This window comes from Halococcus qingdaonensis (assembly GCF_024508235.1).
GTDB lineage: Archaea > Halobacteriota > Halobacteria > Halobacteriales > Halococcaceae > Halococcus > Halococcus qingdaonensis.
Map to the genome: position 1 here is coordinate 286,019 of NZ_CP101943.1, position 17,425 is coordinate 303,443.

Annotated in this window: 15 protein-coding genes; 11 read left to right on the forward strand and 4 right to left on the reverse strand. The window is 52.9% G+C overall.

Annotation, left to right across the window (positions count from 1 at the left end):
* Window positions 1–89: 89 nt before the first annotated feature.
* Complete coding sequence (locus NO363_RS01455; protein ID WP_256686325.1) at window positions 90–1,274, reverse strand: glycosyltransferase family 4 protein; 1,185 nt, start codon at window positions 1,272–1,274, stop codon at window positions 90–92.
* A gap of 122 nt (window positions 1,275–1,396) precedes the next feature.
* On the opposite strand from NO363_RS01455, the gene NO363_RS01460 reads away from it, so the two are divergent.
* The 6 genes from NO363_RS01460 to NO363_RS01485 all read left to right on the forward strand — a co-directional run bounded on the left by NO363_RS01460 (window position 1,397) and on the right by NO363_RS01485 (window position 6,798).
* Window positions 1,397–1,645, forward strand: a complete 249-nt coding sequence (locus tag NO363_RS01460; protein ID WP_306169491.1) for a glycosyltransferase family 2 protein — start codon at window positions 1,397–1,399, stop codon at window positions 1,643–1,645.
* Window positions 1,646–1,686: 41 nt separating this feature from the next.
* A protein-coding gene (locus NO363_RS01465; protein ID WP_256686327.1) for an IS630 family transposase occupies window positions 1,687–2,816 on the forward strand; the annotation gives its coding sequence in 2 pieces (ribosomal slippage) (window positions 1,687–2,113 and window positions 2,113–2,816; 1,131 coding nt in all).
* A gap of 67 nt (window positions 2,817–2,883) precedes the next feature.
* Window positions 2,884–3,573, forward strand: coding sequence for a glycosyltransferase family 2 protein (locus tag NO363_RS01470; protein ID WP_256687993.1), 690 nt, complete (start codon window positions 2,884–2,886; stop codon window positions 3,571–3,573).
* A gap of 76 nt (window positions 3,574–3,649) precedes the next feature.
* Complete coding sequence (locus NO363_RS01475; RefSeq protein WP_256686329.1) at window positions 3,650–4,351, forward strand: phosphocholine cytidylyltransferase family protein; 702 nt, start codon at window positions 3,650–3,652, stop codon at window positions 4,349–4,351.
* Window positions 4,352–4,362: 11 nt separating this feature from the next.
* Complete coding sequence (locus NO363_RS01480; protein ID WP_256686331.1) at window positions 4,363–5,544, forward strand: CDP-glycerol glycerophosphotransferase family protein; 1,182 nt, start codon at window positions 4,363–4,365, stop codon at window positions 5,542–5,544.
* A gap of 87 nt (window positions 5,545–5,631) precedes the next feature.
* Window positions 5,632–6,798 (forward strand): glycosyltransferase, encoded by a 1,167-nt coding sequence (locus NO363_RS01485; RefSeq protein WP_256686333.1) that lies wholly within the window; start codon window positions 5,632–5,634, stop codon window positions 6,796–6,798.
* A gap of 55 nt (window positions 6,799–6,853) precedes the next feature.
* On the opposite strand, the gene NO363_RS01490 is transcribed toward NO363_RS01485, so the two are convergent.
* On the reverse strand, window positions 6,854–7,894 hold the full coding sequence (locus NO363_RS01490; RefSeq protein WP_256686334.1) for a hypothetical protein: 1,041 nt from the start codon (window positions 7,892–7,894) through the stop codon (window positions 6,854–6,856).
* 416 nt (window positions 7,895–8,310) lie between these two features.
* The gene (locus NO363_RS01495) at window positions 8,311–9,519 is read right to left on the reverse strand and encodes an O-antigen ligase family protein (RefSeq protein WP_256686335.1); all 1,209 of its coding nucleotides are present in this window, start codon (window positions 9,517–9,519) and stop codon (window positions 8,311–8,313) included.
* 305 nt (window positions 9,520–9,824) lie between these two features.
* On the opposite strand from NO363_RS01495, the gene NO363_RS01500 reads away from it, so the two are divergent.
* The 3 genes from NO363_RS01500 to NO363_RS01510 all read left to right on the forward strand — a co-directional run bounded on the left by NO363_RS01500 (window position 9,825) and on the right by NO363_RS01510 (window position 15,591).
* Complete coding sequence (locus NO363_RS01500) at window positions 9,825–10,772, forward strand: alkaline phosphatase family protein (RefSeq protein WP_256686336.1); 948 nt, start codon at window positions 9,825–9,827, stop codon at window positions 10,770–10,772.
* Between the two features lies 1 nt (window position 10,773).
* Entirely contained in the window at window positions 10,774–11,919 is a 1,146-nt protein-coding gene (locus tag NO363_RS01505) for a glycosyltransferase family 4 protein (protein WP_256686337.1), read from the forward strand.
* Between the two features lie 141 nt (window positions 11,920–12,060).
* Window positions 12,061–15,591: a S8 family serine peptidase gene (locus NO363_RS01510; protein WP_256686338.1), complete on the forward strand. Its 3,531-nt coding sequence runs from the start codon at window positions 12,061–12,063 to the stop codon at window positions 15,589–15,591.
* Between the two features lie 472 nt (window positions 15,592–16,063).
* Here the strand turns inward: NO363_RS01510 and NO363_RS14145 are convergent, their stop codons facing one another.
* The gene (locus tag NO363_RS14145; protein WP_370525576.1) at window positions 16,064–16,291 is read right to left on the reverse strand and encodes a winged helix-turn-helix transcriptional regulator; all 228 of its coding nucleotides are present in this window, start codon (window positions 16,289–16,291) and stop codon (window positions 16,064–16,066) included.
* A gap of 202 nt (window positions 16,292–16,493) precedes the next feature.
* On the opposite strand from NO363_RS14145, the gene NO363_RS01515 reads away from it, so the two are divergent.
* A complete protein-coding gene (locus NO363_RS01515) occupies window positions 16,494–16,865 on the forward strand; it encodes a hypothetical protein (protein ID WP_256686340.1) in 372 nt (123 codons plus the stop codon).
* A gap of 175 nt (window positions 16,866–17,040) precedes the next feature.
* Window positions 17,041–17,388, forward strand: a complete 348-nt coding sequence (locus NO363_RS01520) for a DUF8112 family protein (protein ID WP_256686342.1) — start codon at window positions 17,041–17,043, stop codon at window positions 17,386–17,388.
* Window positions 17,389–17,425: the final 37 nt, after the last annotated feature.

The following is a 17,425-nucleotide window of genomic DNA, read 5'->3' on the forward strand; positions in this document are numbered from 1 at the left end:
AATCATGTTGTCCTTTTCCTTTCAATAGAATTTTTCATCCCATATTTTAGATAATATATAATATTGGGGCTTTAGACTGAGGTTGAATTTTATTGTATCGATTTCTGAAACGAGGAAAGCAATTTCTCGACAGCTATTTCGAGGCCAAACTTCTCGCGGATCGTCTCGCGTGCGTTGTGGCCCATCTCCATTCGAGCGTTCGCGTCCGCCAGCATGGTTGCAATCGCCTCGGCAAGTGCGTCAGCATCACGTGGTTCGACCAGCAAGCCGTTGGTTTCGTCGTCAATCATCTCGGGAATCCCGGTCACAGTCGTCGAGATGCATGGTGTTTCCATCGCCATCGCTTCTTTGATGGCGACCGGCGACCCGTCACGATCTCCGTCGGTGGCGATCACACACGGGAGGATGAACGCAGCGGCCTCGTCGTACTCCTGCCGAAGACGCTCGTCGCTCACGTTCCCGAGAAACGTCACCCGGTCCGCAACGCCCAGCTCGTCCGCACGCTGGCGAAGCATCTCCTCGCGTTCGCCGGTCCCGACGATGTGGTATTCGGTGTCCGGGTTGGTTTCGGCGAGACGAGCAACCGCCTCGATTGCGTAGATAATGCCTTTCTTCTCGACCAAACGGGCAACGGTCAGGAGCCGGTTCGGTACCTCTCGGTCCGTGGGCTCGAATTTCGAAACCCGTGCCGTCGCCGGAACAACATCGATCGGTCTCGTGACACCGAACTGCTTGCGGAGATACGATCGGTTGTATCGAGAGGGGACGATTACACGGTCGGTCCGGTCGAACAGTATCCCGAGTTCGTGTGGATCGGGGTCAGCGAACAGTCCATACGCGTGGGCAGTTACAGTACAGGAAACTCCAAAATGGGCAGCCGCGTAGGTCGCGGCGATTTTGTCTCGGCGAGCGAAATGGCTGTGAATATGGTCGATCGGTTTATCGAGATCGTCTACGAACTCGATATGCTGCCGAGCGAAATTAAGAGTTCTAATGTGATCTTTTGGATGATCATAGTACAAAGACCGACCCAAAACACGACTATTGAGCAACTCGGATGTGACTAATTTGGGAGCGTCGGATATTGTCGTTTGTTCGGCGTAGCGTACCGGTACACCAAGATGCTGATGTTCCTCGTGATGGATTTTATCATTCGGGTTGTGATAAGAGAATACAGAAACGTCGTGACCTCGCCGCGTTAGCTCATCAATCTCGTTTAGCACAAAACTCTCCGAGAGCTTCGGAAAGCTACTAAGGGAGTACAAAACGTGCATCCGTTGATGATATCTGCTGTGGCTATCCTCTTTAAGCAACTGATTTTCTATTTTGTGGTGGTTGGGTGCTATTTGTGGAATTTTGATACTGCCAATCAGAACCGACGGTTTTAGGCTGGCAGATGATACCCTCTACAATAGTGACCCGTCAAGACGAACACTCAACAGCGGACCCGAAATTTTCAGTCGTCATCCCGGTGTACAACGATACCGACGGAATCCGGCTGACCTTAGAATCGGTGACCGGACAGACTTATCCGACTGACAACTATGAAGTCCTCGCTGTGGATAATGGGTCCGATGACCGGACCCGTGATGTCATTGAAACCTATAGCGAACGCTATCCTGCTCTAGTGAGTCGTCAACTATAAACTGAAAATGCTATCTTACTGCGCATCAATACGGTATGGCAATGAGCCAGTCAACGTACCCGATCGAGCTGACCGAAGAAGAACGCGACACTCTCAACGCGATCACATCCCACGGCGTTCACCGAGCACAGAAGATTACTCGTGCGCGCATCCTACTCCAAGCAGACGACGGCAAGAGTGACTCGGATATCGCCGAGTCACTCGGCTGTAGCCCAGCTACAGCGTGGCGAACCCGGAAAAAGTTCCACGAACGCGACCGGCTTGATGCCATCGAACGCAAAAATCCTGACCGCACCTACGAACGCAAACTCGACGGTGAGGACGAAGCTCATCTCATTGCCCTTGCTACCAGCGAGCCGCCCGACGGGCGCGCTCGCTGGACGCTCCGTCTTCTCTCCGACAAACTTGTTGTCCTCGACGAGATCGATCACGAATCAGTCTCTCACGAAACCGTGCGTCAAGTCCTCAAAAAAACGAGCTACAGCCTCACCGATCCAAGCAATGGGTGATCCCGCCAGAGCAAGACACCGAGTTCATCTACCACATGGAGGACGTCCTCTCACTCTACCGCGAACCATACGACCCAGACCGGCCTCTCGTTTGTTTCGACGAGCATCCCAAACAGCTACTCAAGCAGGTCGAGCAACCGCGCCCGGCTCAGCCGGGCACGGTTGCCCGCGAAGACTACCAGTACGAGCGTAACGGCACCAAGAACCTGTTTCTGGCCTCCGAACCGCTTGCCGGCTGGCGAGCGGTGAGGGTCAAAGATCGCCGAACCACTGAAGACTGGGTTCACTTCATGCAGCACCTCGTTGATCAGCACTACCCGGATGCGGACTGCATCCGGGTGGTGCTGGACAACCTCAACACGCACAAGCCGGCAGCCTTCTACGAGTATTTCGATCCAGCTGAAGCACGGCGGATACTCGACAAGCTCGAATTTCACTTCACGCCAGTACACGGTAGCTGGCTCAATATGGCGGAAATCGAGTTCAATACGCTCCAGCAGCAGTGTCTCGACAGACGCATCCCCGACGCGGCGACGCTCCGTCAGGAGGTCGCCGCGTGGAAGAAGGAACGAAACAGCGATGATACCGACATTGACTGGCGGTTCACGACCGACGATGCCCGAATCAAACTGAAGCGGCTATATCCTTCAATTGACGACTGACAGCACACTAGTTACGCTGCTCGTTGAGGATGAGATCCAAGGGTCCTATGCCGCTCGTAACAAGGGGGTGCGACAGGCAAAGGGCTCACTGATCGCGTTTATCGATGCCGATATGACCGTTCGCGCGGACTGGCTCGAATCGCTTGCTCTCTCACATCGCAAACATGGATGGGACTACGCCGGCTGTGAGATGGCCGTATACACTGAGTGTGACACCTGGACTGCCAGGTATGATAAGACTCTCTATGGATTTCCCGTCGAGAAGTATCTAAAAGAGCGTAATTTCGTCCACACCGGCTGTTTGACGACAACACAAGATGTATTCAACACCGTAGGGCTGTTTGACACCCAGATGACCTCGCAGGGAGACCACGAGTTCGGGGAGCGTGTATCTGATGCCGGATTTAATCAACAATTCATCTCTGAAGCAGTGATGTATCATCCGGCACGTACAAACCTACATACGTGGCTCAAGAAACAATCTCGTATTGGGCGTGGGGCCACAGAGAAGCGCCGACTGCATCCGGAGATTGTATGGGGATCTACATTATCGAATCCCCGCCGCTTTCTCCCGCCTCACCCTGGTCGTTTCCACGAACGACTTACGGATGCAGTTGACGATCCCACGCTGGCTGAAAGTATTGCATTCTACGCACTCGACACCGCTAGCAAGTATGCCCGGACTGTAGGTAGTCTCCGTGAACAATATCGAGCGAAATTCGAGAAACATACCAAAGGAACAGATGGCACAAGGTGAAGCGAGCTCAACTGAATTCGTTGGCCGGTTATTCTGAAACCGTCCAATTCATGTATCCGGCTCATGCAGGTGGCCTATGAACGGTCGACGCCAAGCTATCGTCCTTGCAGCCGGACAGGGCAAACGACTCCGTCCGCTTACTGACGAGACACCGAAAACGCTACTGAATGTCGGCGAACACGCGATCCTCGAACACATCCTTCAAGCGCTCGAAACGACGGGCTACGAGCGAGTAGTGGTGGTCACGGGCTTCGGTAACGAACAAATCGAGACCCACTGCCAGCCGCGTGAAGAGCTCGATGTCGAGTTCGTTCACAACGACCAGTTCGCTTCGACCAACAACATCTACTCGCTCTGGCTCGCGAAGGAATACGCTCTTGACGGGTTCACTCTTATCAATTCAGATACCATCTTCTCAGCAGCCAGCCTCTCCGAACTACAGGACACATCGGGGAGCGCGCTGCTCGTCGACACAGAAAAGGAACTCGACGACGAAGAGATGCAGGTCGCGTTCGGATTGGACACAATTAGCGACATCAGCAAGGAGATCGATGGCGACGGCGAGTACATCGGTGTTGCAAAGTTCACCGCCGAGCACGCAACGACGTTGTTCGAACACATTGAGGAGTTCATCGAGCGTGATGCCGTCAACGACTGGTACGAGGCAGCGTTCGATCGCCTGTTCGACGATGCGGATGTCGGGTTCGTTCGTATCGACGAGTCGTGGGCCGAGATCGACACCCCCGACGATCTGGAACACGCCAGAGAACAGTGGTAACGCTACGAGGAGTGATCGAGCGCCTGTTCGACGGCGTGAAATACGCGCTGCTTGGCGGGCTGTTCGTACTTTCGTATCTCTGGCCGAGAGACGAGTCGCTGTGGGTGTTCGGTGCGAAAGGCGGGACAGCGTTCGTCGACAACTCGAAATATCTGTACCTCTACACGGCTGCGGAGCGCGAACACATTCGCCCAGTCTGGCTTTCGAAAAACGAGACCGTTATCGAGGAGCTGCAAGCAGCAGGATACGAGGCGTACCACACGGATTCCCTGCGTGGAATTTACCTCAATCTCAGGGCAGGGTTTGTCTTCGTCAGCGACGGCGTGGCGGACACGAACCGATGGTGTTTCGGTGGTGCAACGGTTGTCAACTTGTGGCATGGGGTCGGCTTGAAGAAAGTCCGATGGGATAGTAACACCACGACCGGTCCACTATTCGGGAAACTGTTTGACTGGCCCATATACAGACTATTCAAACGGTGCGATTGGTTCGTGGTGACGAGTGAGGCGATGGTTGAACCGTTTGCAGCGGGTCGCCGACAGCCTACAGATCGGATTCTCACGACTGGCTATCCGAGAAATGATTTTCTGGAAGACATCGTTCCAGGCCACAGTCTCGCGGCCGAAACCAAGGTGTACGAGCAGTGCCGACAACTATCGGAAGACGGAACAATGTTCCTCTATGTTCCTACCTATCACACTGAAACCGGCGAACGTATCGAAGACCATCTTAGTCTGCTGGAGCTCAACGCACTGCTGGCCGAAATCGACGCATATCTGATCGTCAAGCTACATCCTCACGATGAATTCGACGTCGATAGTACGAAGCTATCGAGAATCACCACGCTCCCGTCGACAATCGATATCTATCCGCTGTTGAAATACACTGACGCACTGCTCACAGACTATTCATCGATCTATTTCGATTATCTTCTGCTCGATAAGCCGATCGTGTTCTATCCGTTCGATCTCGAAGAATATCGGCAAGAGCGTGATTTTTTCCTTGATTACGAGCGAGTCACGCCCGGTCCAGTGGCCACTGATTTCGATGAATTGTTAGAGCATCTGAACGAAGTGGCTGAAGTGGATACGTTTGCGACGGAACGTCAAGTAGTGCGTGACGAATATCTCCAGCAGCCGATCGAAAGCCGCTGCAAAACCATTTGTGATCGGTTCGATGCGACATGCGACTGAGCTGCGAGCGCGGAGAGTTATAAAAATCCGCTCAACGTTGGGGACCGAAACGATATCCTTTTGGACGCGATTCGAGCAGATACGCCCGTGTCGCACTCACCAATGAAAGTGTGCTTTCTGATCAACGGACTCGGGCCAGCTGGTGCAGAAACGCTACTGCTTGATATCGTTACCCATACCGATGCTGACGCTGATATCGATTACACTGTTTGCTTCCTTGAAGGAGAGGACACGCTTGTTCCGGAGTTCGAGAACACGGGTGCCCGCGTCGTCGACTTCGAGGCGAAATTCAAGTTCGATCCACGAGCGATGTGGCGACTGGCTCGCTTCTTTCAGCGCGAGGAATTCGACATATTGCATACTCACCTTCCCTATTCACAGACTCTTGGACGAATATTCGGACGGCTTGGTGGTCAGACAACAGTAGTAAGCACTCAGCATGACTTTCGTAATAAGTACCATCCTGTTACACGTACCCTTGAACGAGTGACGCGACCTCTTGATACGATGACTGTAGCTGTTTCTCGCAGCGTTGAACGAGATTTCACCGGGGAATCGCATCTCTACCCGGATCATGGCGATGGTTGGTGTACGATTCACAATGGGATTGGTGTGGACAATTTCTCAGAATATTTAGAACAATCTAACAATACGTTAGTATACGATGAGTGGGAGATTGGCCAAGGGCCAATATTCATGACTGCTGGGAGATATGTTTCCCCAAAACGTCAGGACGTTCTTATTCGAGCGATGAAACGCGTCACTGAAAAAATCCCTGACGCTACATTGCTCGTAATTGGCTGGGGACCGCTTGAAGACGAACTTCGGGAACTCGTACGCAGGTGCGGTCTAGAAGGAAGCGTGCATATAACTGGTCGAGTCCCGAGCGTGGAACCGTATTATGCCGCAGCAGATGTGTTTGTTTTCCCGTCAGAGCGCGAATCATTTGGTATTGTTCTATTAGAGGCAATGGCTGCTAAACTTCCTATCGTTGCCACCAATATCCCTGGCCCGCGTGAAGTGGTCGATAATAATGAGACTGGTTTGCTTGTTCCGGCTGGTTCGCCGGAAGATCTTGCTGAGGCGATGATTGAATTTCGATCAGAATCGAAGCGATCTGCGTTTGGACGCCAAGGTTACGACCATGTTCTCAACAATTTCGACATCGGACAAACTGTATCATCTTATCTACAACTCTATGAAAAATTACTACAATCTTATGAGAATAGTGAGAAAAACCAATATACTAATTAAAACTCAGGTAGTGAAATGGTGATAGTCGCTGTATTGCTGAATGCATACGCATTCGTTAATATAAAACTTTCGAATCGAGTAAATATGAAGAGAACCATTCCACAATGCCAACAGCACCGAACAGATAGACTACCCAAATGAACATCTGGCGATGACGTACAGCTGTTCCGACATTTGCAGTACCAAGGCCAAATAGGATGCTTCCGGTAATCACCCAGACTCCGAGTGCTACCCAGCCTGTAGATACCCGCCAATCCAATTGGTGAGCGAGTAGTGAGCGGATACCACGCACAGCGGCGACGGTGAATGCAACATTTCCGAGAGCTTCGGCTGCAACCACTACATCGGCGGCTGTACCAACCATCCATGGGAATGGAGTAAACAGAAAGTAGACCACTGCGACAGGTGCGAATGCGAACATCCGGAGTGGTTGCCGAAACGTCACGCTAGCGAGGTAAGCGGTTCGACCAACTGCACGTTCGGAATGGAGGAATGACAAATAGCGGGCAGCCCGTTTGGACACCTGCCATATTCCATAGAGGAAAGCTATAGAAAGAGCACTTGTTCCGACCCAATGAGTGTGGAGCCGATCACGTACATCCCCGTCCGTCCTTGCATCGAGATAGACTACCGCGGCAGCGCTGATCGCGAGTGCCTCAAGTATCCATAGTTCCCATCGCAGGAGTGGCAACATGATAAGTCCTGCCCCACAGAGGGCGATACGGCGCGCTTGCGAGAGTGACGAAGGACCGATGGCAAGACGGACGACGCTCGTCAGCAGAAATAACACTGCACTTTCACGCAAAACCGTTGATTCGACGAGGACGAAACTCGGGTATACAGCTATTGGGACCGCGGCAAGAAGCCCTACCCACCGAGAACGAAGGAACCGACCCAGAGTAAAAACGTTCCAAACAGCAAGGACACCGAGAGCCGCGAGGCTGATGCGGGCATAGACATCACTTGGCCCCCACAACAGATAGGCCGGTGAGAGTACTAGCCCCCAAAAGTTATACACATTAACGATGCCGCCGAGAATATCCAGCGGCGGTGAGAACAACAGCCCTGTTTGTGGATTACCTGCCAGAATTGTCATCGCAGTGTGGCTGGCGTGGCTAGCTATTCTCGGAGCATCGTTCAGTGCATAGGGGTTGATATCGAAAGTCGCGAGACCAACGCCAAGGAGCCGGGCGAGCGCCGCGACTGCAAGGAGAACAAACTCTGGAAGAGGGCCTGATCGAGTGGATTGCATGGATGTGATTGTGTTTTTTCTGATGGTGGAATATAGTCTTTGAACTATCTATACAATCCGTGGCTGGACTTCTATCACGATTTGGGTTAGTGTATACTGGTGCCAGAAACCACTGCCTTTGGAACAGCAGTAAGAGTACAGTGAGATTGTAGCGATCACCTCACAGAGACGGTGCAGACACCAGGCATTGGGAGAACACACGAGATGCCTGAGTTTGAGTGTACTGTGTCTAACCAATACGGGATTCATTGTTGAAATGGTCAGGTAAATATTCGTATGATACCCCATCGCCACGCTTCGGATGATCTAAACCGCAATATAATCGCATTTTCATCCTGTTGCGCGTATCCAATCGCGAGTGCACTGGCAAACGATATCGGTGCAAGACCAAATATTGTCCCCGTTTCAAATACAAAGAACACGAGCGCCGCGACTACGAGGGCGAGAGTTGTTGGATCGGATGCCCTCAGTGCAACACGTAGCGCACTCATACTCAAGAAGAGGTAGCCGACACCCCCGACAATTCCTCCCATGAAAAACATCCGGATATAGCTGTTGTGGGTACTGAAGCCAGAATATTGTGATTCGGGCGACAGAAACGACTTGAGAACGTCTGCACTAGCACCTGGCCCCCATCCAAATGCCGGGCGTTCGATGGTGGCTCTGAGGGCCGCCGCCCAGAGTTCAAACCGACCACTAAAATCAACATTGATGGTGGCTGCAACAACAATAACTGCTACGATAGCAACTAACCCGCCGAGTGTAGCAATTGCCGTTATCTGTGGATTGGTTCTATGTGCAACAACAAGCACTCCACCACCTGCTAACAGTGCGAGAAGCGCTGCTCGTGATCCCGAGATGACGACCACGATAGCACAAATAATTCCGAGAATGGCGGCTGCACCACGATTTGATGCTGTATTCTCCGATTGATGATTGAATACGATCCCGCCAGCTGCAAGTGTTCCAAGAAGGGCAACATTTGCGAGTATATTTGGATTCTTGAACAATGAGAGTGGGACACCATAACTGATGTCGATAATCGATACTCGGCGATAAATTCCTAGTGGACCAACAGGACCGATGATTGCTGTGATAATACCAAACGCTCCAAATCCAGCTGCAATTACCACTAGCGAGCGGTAAGCAGTCCGTCGTGGAATTATCGATGGGAGAACGAACATCGTAGCACCACTGAAAACAATGAACGCACCAACACGTAATATTCCGCCGACCGTCGGTGAGCGGACGAGTCCAACGAAGAGTGCAAACCATACCGTGGCAGTTCCGATAAGGATTCCCGGTCGAGCCGTTATCGCGAGATTGCTGCGAGTCCACAGAGCATACACGAATACAATAATAAATACGAGTGAAAATATAATATATGACGTTGTTTGAGGTATCTCCGGAATGACCGTTATTGAGGAGGTCAGGATGAGTGCAGAGGCAGCCGCAAGCGAATGGCGCACGCAACTGCCTTGTTCCACTCCGTCAAAAAACATTCTGATCGGCTGTTCCGGATCCTGAATCGATAGGCAGCAAAAAATACGAACCGAACATACAACACAGTGACTATCCTTTTTACAGAGCTGAACATATCTTCACCTGTCGCTGGATTCCGTGATTTCGTTCGCTACTCACAGCACATAATGACCGTATTGCGACAAAGATGACTTAACTAAATAGCGCCGTCTGTTGCTACACAATTCCTTGAGAATACGTTCAGCAACTCTTATAGGTAGAACCGGTGTACCGACCGGAACGATAACCGACAATGAGCGTCTCCAAAGCGATTGCTGGTCTCCGGAAAAGATTTCCTTACAGATTCGATGATCTCGTCCATGGCCTCCAACATCCTCGTGAAGTTGCATCCGAGCTGAACCAGCTGTACAACCATTGGCGAGCAGGACAAGCCTACAATCCCGCGGGAACTGACGTCTTTGAGGAGGACTGGGATAACCTCCTCATCCTCGACGCCTGCCGCTACGACGAATTCACTCGCCGTTCGAATCTTCCCGGTACCACTGAGCACCGCATATCGCGCGGAAGTACGAGCCCGGAGTTTGTCCGAGGAAACTTTGGCGGAAAGCGTCTGCACGATGTCGTCTACGTGACCGCCAACGATTGGTATGCGAAGACCAAAGACGACATCGACGCGGAGATCCATGCCCTCGATTTCGTTGACCGCGACTTGTTCGACGGACGAACATCACACCCAGAGACAGTCGCCGATGCTGCACGTAAGGCTGCGGAAGAATATCCTGACAAACGCCTCGTCGTCCATTTCATGCAGCCGCATCACCCGTTTCTCGGCCCGACCGCGGAGCGGTTCGACCACACTGCGAAGCATTTCATCGACGGACGCTTCGGTGATACGATCCGAGAAACCGATGTGACCCACGCGGACGTGATGCAAGCCTACCGCGAAAACCTCGATATCGTTCTGGAAGAAATCGAACCACTCCTCGATGATCTTCTCGGGAAAACCGTTGTGACCGCTGATCACGGCGAGCTCCTCGGCGACCGCGAGCGACCGATCCCGGTGACACTCTATCGCCATCCCGAAGGCGTCTATGTTGACAGCTTGGTCAAAGTCCCCTGGCATATCTATCAGAACGGCGAACGGAGGGACATCATCGCCGAACAACCGACGGAGACGACGGACGATTTCGATATCGAACAGATCGAGCAGAACCTTCGAGATTTGGGCTACAGAACATAGCATGTCTGATAGCCACAGCTCATCTCTCGCGGATGCGAATATTCTCCAAGTTATCACCCGCTCCGATTGGGGTGGTGCGCCGCTCGTCGTCAAACTTCTCGCAACCCGCACCGAGGCAAATACGGCAGTCGCTTGCGGTACCGGTGGCAGATTGATCGACGAACTCCAACAGGAGAACGTTCCCGTGTTTGAGCAGCCGTCACTGCAAAGCCCACCAGATCCAGTGGCCGACACACGTGCGTTCGCCGATCTGTACCGTCTGTTCCGGCGCGAATCGTTCGATCTCGTTCACTGTCACAGTACGAAGGCTGGATTGCTGGGACGGCTCGCCGCGAGACTCACAGGGACACCAACCATTTTCACCGTTCATGGCTGGGGATTCTACAACACGGGCTACGATCGCGCCGCGCCAGTCATCGCGTACGGCGAACGTGCGCTCGCACGAATCACGGATGCTGTCGTCTGTGTTGCGGAAAACGATCTCGTCGAAGGACGAAGTCGTGGCATCGTAGAACATACAGAAACGACCGTCATTCACAACGGAATTCCATCGCTTTCGAGTCCACAGAACCGTCTAACTCTCTCCGAAGAGGCTGATATCGAACCGGATTCGCTCGTTATCGGTGCGATAGCGAGGCTTGATCCAGCGAAAAACCCGATCGAAATACTTCGAATCGGTAGCGAACTCCAGCAACGAGGTCACGAGATAGAACTCGTCATGATCGGCGATGGACCACTTGCTGAGAAATGCGAACGATACGCTGATGAGCATAATATCGACGTTCATTTTCTCGGATTTTATATGCGCGCACGCGAACTCCTCGAAGATTTCGATGTATTTCTCATGCCATCTCGGTTTGAGGGATTCCCGATCACCGTGCTCGAATGCCTCCACGCCGGTGTTCCGGTCGTCGCCTACGACGTTGGCGGAATAGCGGAAGCAGTTACCGACGGCGAAACCGGGTTTGTGATTCCATCTGGCAACCAGGAGGCGTTCGTTGATCGAGTTGAGAAACTTGTCGCTGATCCCAAACGTCGCAAGGCAATGAGTGCACACGCTGAGACGGTCGCACAGTCTCACTATACAGCCAAGCGAATGGTAGCTGACTACGAACGTGTTTATAATAGTGTGATTGGCACTACGTAAAATACACACGATAAGTGTTCGTCTACCCAAGCACCAACAACATTGACATTCGAAATGCCATATGAATACATAATATATCACATCTGAAAAGATAACACTATCAACATAAAGATTTATTCCATTATATGCTCAGTACCACTTATGGATGATGATCTGTCTTTCGATAGACGGCGATTCTTGAAGACAGCAGGTTTCTTTGGTTTGCTTGGCGGGGCGTCAACGATCAAAGCTACCGCTTTGCCGTCAAACGGTAAACAGAATGAATTGCTTATCGGAATCAACCCGACGGCGAACTCCGCTCGGACAGCCAAACGCGCGCTACCAACCGGGGCTCGAATCATCAGCCAAAACACCACTCTTGGCTATGTGCGGGCTGAACTACCGGAACAGGCATCTGTGGCCTCAAAGTCCCGAACCACTAGCAGAGTTGCTAGTCGGCCAGGCGTTGAGTACGCCGAACCAAACGTGATTTACGAGGCGGCCCTTGTTCCGAACGATCCTCGCTTCGGTGATCAGTACGCATCAAAGACAGTAAATGCACCTGATGCGTGGGACACAACCCTCGGCGATGCTGACGTCACAATTGCTGTCGTTGATCAAGGAGTTAAGTACGACCACCCGGATCTTGAGGATAACATTGCGAGCAACGTTGGCCGGGATTTCGTCAATAATAGCGGTGATCCGTATCCCGAGGTACTTGCGGACGAACATCACGGCACCCACGTTGCGGGTATTGCGGCCGCTGGGACCGACAACGCTACTGGCATCGCGGGCGTCAGTAACGCGACGTTGCTCAGTGTTCGTGCACTCAATGAAACTGGATCAGGATACTCCTCCGATATTGCCGACGGAATCCAGTGGGCTGCGGACAACGGTGCGGACATCATTAACCTCTCACTCAGTGGTAGTGGAAATTCTGCGACGCTGCAAAAGGCTGTTACCTATGCCCACGAGAAAGGCGTGCTGCTCGTCGCTGCCGCGGGTAACGACTACAGAGGTCCAGTTAGCTATCCAGCGGCCTACGACGAATGTATCGCTGTCTCAGCACTTGATCCTGATGGTAGCCTTGCGTCCTACTCGAATACAGGCTCTCAAGTTGAACTCGCTGCGCCGGGAACGAACCTCCTTTCGACGTGGACTGATAACGACTATGCGACGCTCTCTGGCACATCGATGGCAACACCGGTTGTCGCAGGAATTTCAGCGTTAGTGCTGTCCCAACGTGATTACTCAACTGGACAGCTCCGTACCTATCTCAAGGACAACGCAGTCGACAGCGGCCTGGCTAGTAATGAGCAGGGTGCTGGTCGAGCAGATGTGGGTGGACTTTCACATTCATCGGAGAATATCATAAGCATCGACGGGTCCGGACGGCATACAGACTACAGTATTACTGTCTCAGGGGATCTCGCAAAGAGCACTGCGAACGGTGGGACGATCGGCTCTAGTTCCGAAATATCGGGATCGACCGCCACGGGGTATGTCTGGGGTGGCACCGACAGCTATGCCTTCTCCGGCGAAATCATTAACCTCGATATCGGTACCGGTGCCGATGTCTTTATTAACGGCGAACGGACCGATCCCAATCAGTACGCCGGTAACATCCTCTCGATCGAGGGTCAGGATTCACGTGCTGACTATACGTTCTCCATTTCAGGTAAAATCACAAAGAGTACTGCGAATGGCGGAACGATCGGCTCCAGTTCCGATGTGTCGGGATCGACCGCCACGGGCTACGTCTGGGGTGGCACCGATAGCTACGCCTTTTCCGGTGATATTGAATCATTCAATCTCGATGGAAAAGCTAACGTCACCCTCAACAACGAACCGGCTCATGTCGGTCGACGACCTGACCATATTTTCTCGATCGAAGGTCAAGGCTCACGTGCCGACTACACACTCTCTGTCACAGAAGACCTCTCGAAGAGCACTGCGAACAACGGAACGATCGGCTCCAGTTCCGAAGTGTCGGGATCAACCGCCACGGGCTACGTCTGGGGTGGCACCGACAGTTACGCATTCTCCGGGAAGATCGCCTCTCTCAGCCTTGACGGTGATGCGTCGATATATCTTGACGGTCAAAAGATCAATCCCACGCAGTTCTCCGATAATATCCTCTCGATCGAGGGTCAGGATTCACGTGCCGACTATACGTTCTCTGTCTCAGGTAAACTCACAAAGAGTACTGCGAACGATGGAACGATCGGCTCCAGTACCAAGGTATTGGAATCGACCGCGACTGGTTACGTCTGGGGTGGAACCGATAGCTATGCCTTCTCTGGCAATATTGAATCATTCAATCTCGGTGGCGACGCTGAAGTCTTCCTCAACGGCAAAAGAATAGATCCTGCCGAATATCTTGATAACATCCTCTCGATAGAAGGTCATGGTTCCCGCGCTGACTATACATTCTCTGTCTCAGGAGACCTCGCAAAAAGCACGGCCAACGGTGGAACGACCGGTTCCAGTTCCGAAATATCGGGATCGACTGCTACGGGCTACGTCTGGGGTGGCACCGACAGCTATGCCTTTTCCGGCGAGTTGCGTAAGATTAATATCGATAACGATAGCACGATTCACCTTAATGGTGAAGAACTGAATACTGAGTCGCCGTCTGTCGCTATCTACAGCGGCCTCTCCGACGCGGATTTTAGCACCGTCGATCAGATGGAAACGTGGCAGAACACCGGCTACGATGTCCAGAACTTGTTCGTTCCGTGGAATCCCAACAAAGGGCATATGAACTGGCTATTTGATCATATTCTTCCGAGGATCTGGAACGCCGGACGAACACCACTGATCACGTGGGAACCGTACACGCCCGGCGCACGAACTGCCTCAGTCGATACCCAGTCACTCGTTGAGCAAAACGAATATGACACCTACATCGAGAGTCTTGCCGACACCACACCGAACAATATCGAAGTTCGCATCGGCAACGGTGACTACGACCGATACATCGACCGCTGGGCAGGCCGACTGCGAGATTCCCTCTCGAAATCTAGCGGCCGACGAGCGTATCTCCGACTCGCTCACGAAATGAACGGCGACTGGTATCCATGGTCACCGACCGTCGGCAATTCTAGCCCTCGGAGCTACGTCAAGATGTGGCGACACGTCCACAACCGATTCGACCGGCAGGGCATCGGCGACGACCTCCAGTGGATGTGGTGTGTGAATGCCGAGGACGTTGGCTCCCACAGTGCCGAACAACTGTTCCCAGGCAACCGATACGTCGACTGGCTTGGTCTCGACGGCTACAACTGGGGTCGTAGCAAGAGTTGGTCGAGCTGGGATTCGCCCGAGAGCATCTACGGCGGCATGCTCGATCGGCTTTCTGGTCTCTCGAACAAGCCGGTCTGTGTCGCGGAATTCGCCTCTTCCTCGAAGGTGAACGGTGGCCACGATCCGCGGCGCAAAGGAGAGTGGATTCGCGACGCGCTCGCATACTTCGAGAATCGCGGCGTCGATATGTGGTGTTGGTTTAACGAGGACAAAGAGACCGACTGGGCAGTCTTCAACGGGGAGCGTGGTACTGAGCGACTTAGTCACAACGGTAGGCAGGTCAATGCATACAGTGCCTATCGCGAAGCGATCGATACGTACGCGACTATCGGCGGTGCGGCGACAGCGGAAGCAAATGCTGCAGAACAGGCCGTCAGTGACGATTGAACCGACCGCAGACGGGCTAAATCTGCCATTCTGGAGCCACAGACGCTCAACTGATTCGAGTGGCTTGCCAATTATCGTTCTCACGGAACGTTTCTAGTTGTGCCGCCGTCGTCTGTGCCACCGTATCGTTCCATGTACGCTTATAACGACCAACTCCCGTTCACGCTCGCCGTACGCTTCGCGATGTTCCAGTGACGAGGCCAGTTTATCGAGTGTGTTAGGGACTTTTCTAGTCTCCAACGAGGATGATAATTTCTGCCTTCTCAAACACCAGGATTAATTGTGGAAAAGTGTCCCTATCCATCCGTAGCGGCGTTGAGAGTTCATTGACTGGTATCAAAAGAAATGTGAGTGGTACGAACCGTTCGTTCGATCTTCGTAGAATTACTGTCACATCGTAGGACGCAAATACAATCCACTATCACCAGATGTGACTGATATTCGATTATATCGTTGGAAGCATGTATATATCCTATTCATCAAGTGTATTGCGCCCTTTCTCAGTAATATCATAGAGATTCGGCGCGACCTCAGTCAGAAAGCCATGTTCGCGCATTCGGGTAATTCGATCTGAGACGTAAGGACGTGAAACATCTACTACGTTTGCGACCAGTGTCGTTGTCGCTCGACCGTTGTCACGTATCTCACGAATGATCGCGCGATCCGTCTCGTTCAGCCGCGGTTCCATTGTAGAAGCCATAGCTAGTGCACCTACAAGAACATATGGTGTGCGTTGTTTTATACTCTTCACAAGAAATACTCTATATCAGTCTCTATGTTTTGTAAACTCTTAAGTAGGCGGCTCTCGCAGACACTACTAGGACACCCACGACGCCACAGAATCTGTGGCCGGTGTTCAGAGCACCGACCACGTGGGCAGTCCGTACCGAATCGACCAGCCCATGTCCATAGAGACACACGGCAGTCTTGAAACTGCCGACCGACGAGTTGCATCGACCGCCGACCAACAACCCAAGCGAACGCTCACGCTCGATACTGCGACGCCAGTCGCCTGTACCGGCGCGACGGTAATCTTCTGTGAGTGCTATGAAGAGACCCCGCACGGCAAGCGCTACGACGGCGATATTCCGCTGTTCGTCCTCAATGTCTCCAACGAGGACGCTGTTCGCTCACAGCTCGCCGCCGCGAACTACCGGGACGTCGATATCGAGCGCGCGTTCGAGAACGGTCGCTGGCTCCATCACAACAGTCCGGAGCGTGCGCTGACAGCCGTCTCGTATGCTGAATCTCACGAGCAGGAGGAGCGACGATGACCCTTCTGTGTACGTGTGGGTCGTACGCCCTCACGATCACCACTCAATCTCACCCTGAGAACGGCACGGCCTACGAGAGCTACGAGTGTGAGGACTGCGGGCGGACCGGATCACTCACCCATACCAGCACAACCGCTCGAACCACGCTTTCCGGTTCAATCAGGAGCGATGACGAATGACTGTCGCTGGGATCGAGACGGTCGAACTGATCCTCACCGGATGGTGCGTCGGCGTCGGTGAAACGGCGCTCTGTCAGCGTTGTAAGACCACCCTCGGTGAAGGGAGTGCGATCACTGTCTATGCCTACCGCCGCGCCGGTGAGCAGCTCGTGTCCGTCCCGCGCCTCTACTGTCGAGACTGTGACCGTCGTTCGATCGAACACCCCACCTGTGGCTGTTCTGAATGGCTAGCCGAAGCGCGGCTCGCACTCACTGCCGATGTTGCTCAGCAGTCGCACAATCTCACGCTGTGTAACGTCGAAATACTCGTCGAACACGGTCCCGAGGCAGGTGTCAGTCGATGACTGCTGTGTTCGATGCCACGGCGATGAGTGCCAGATC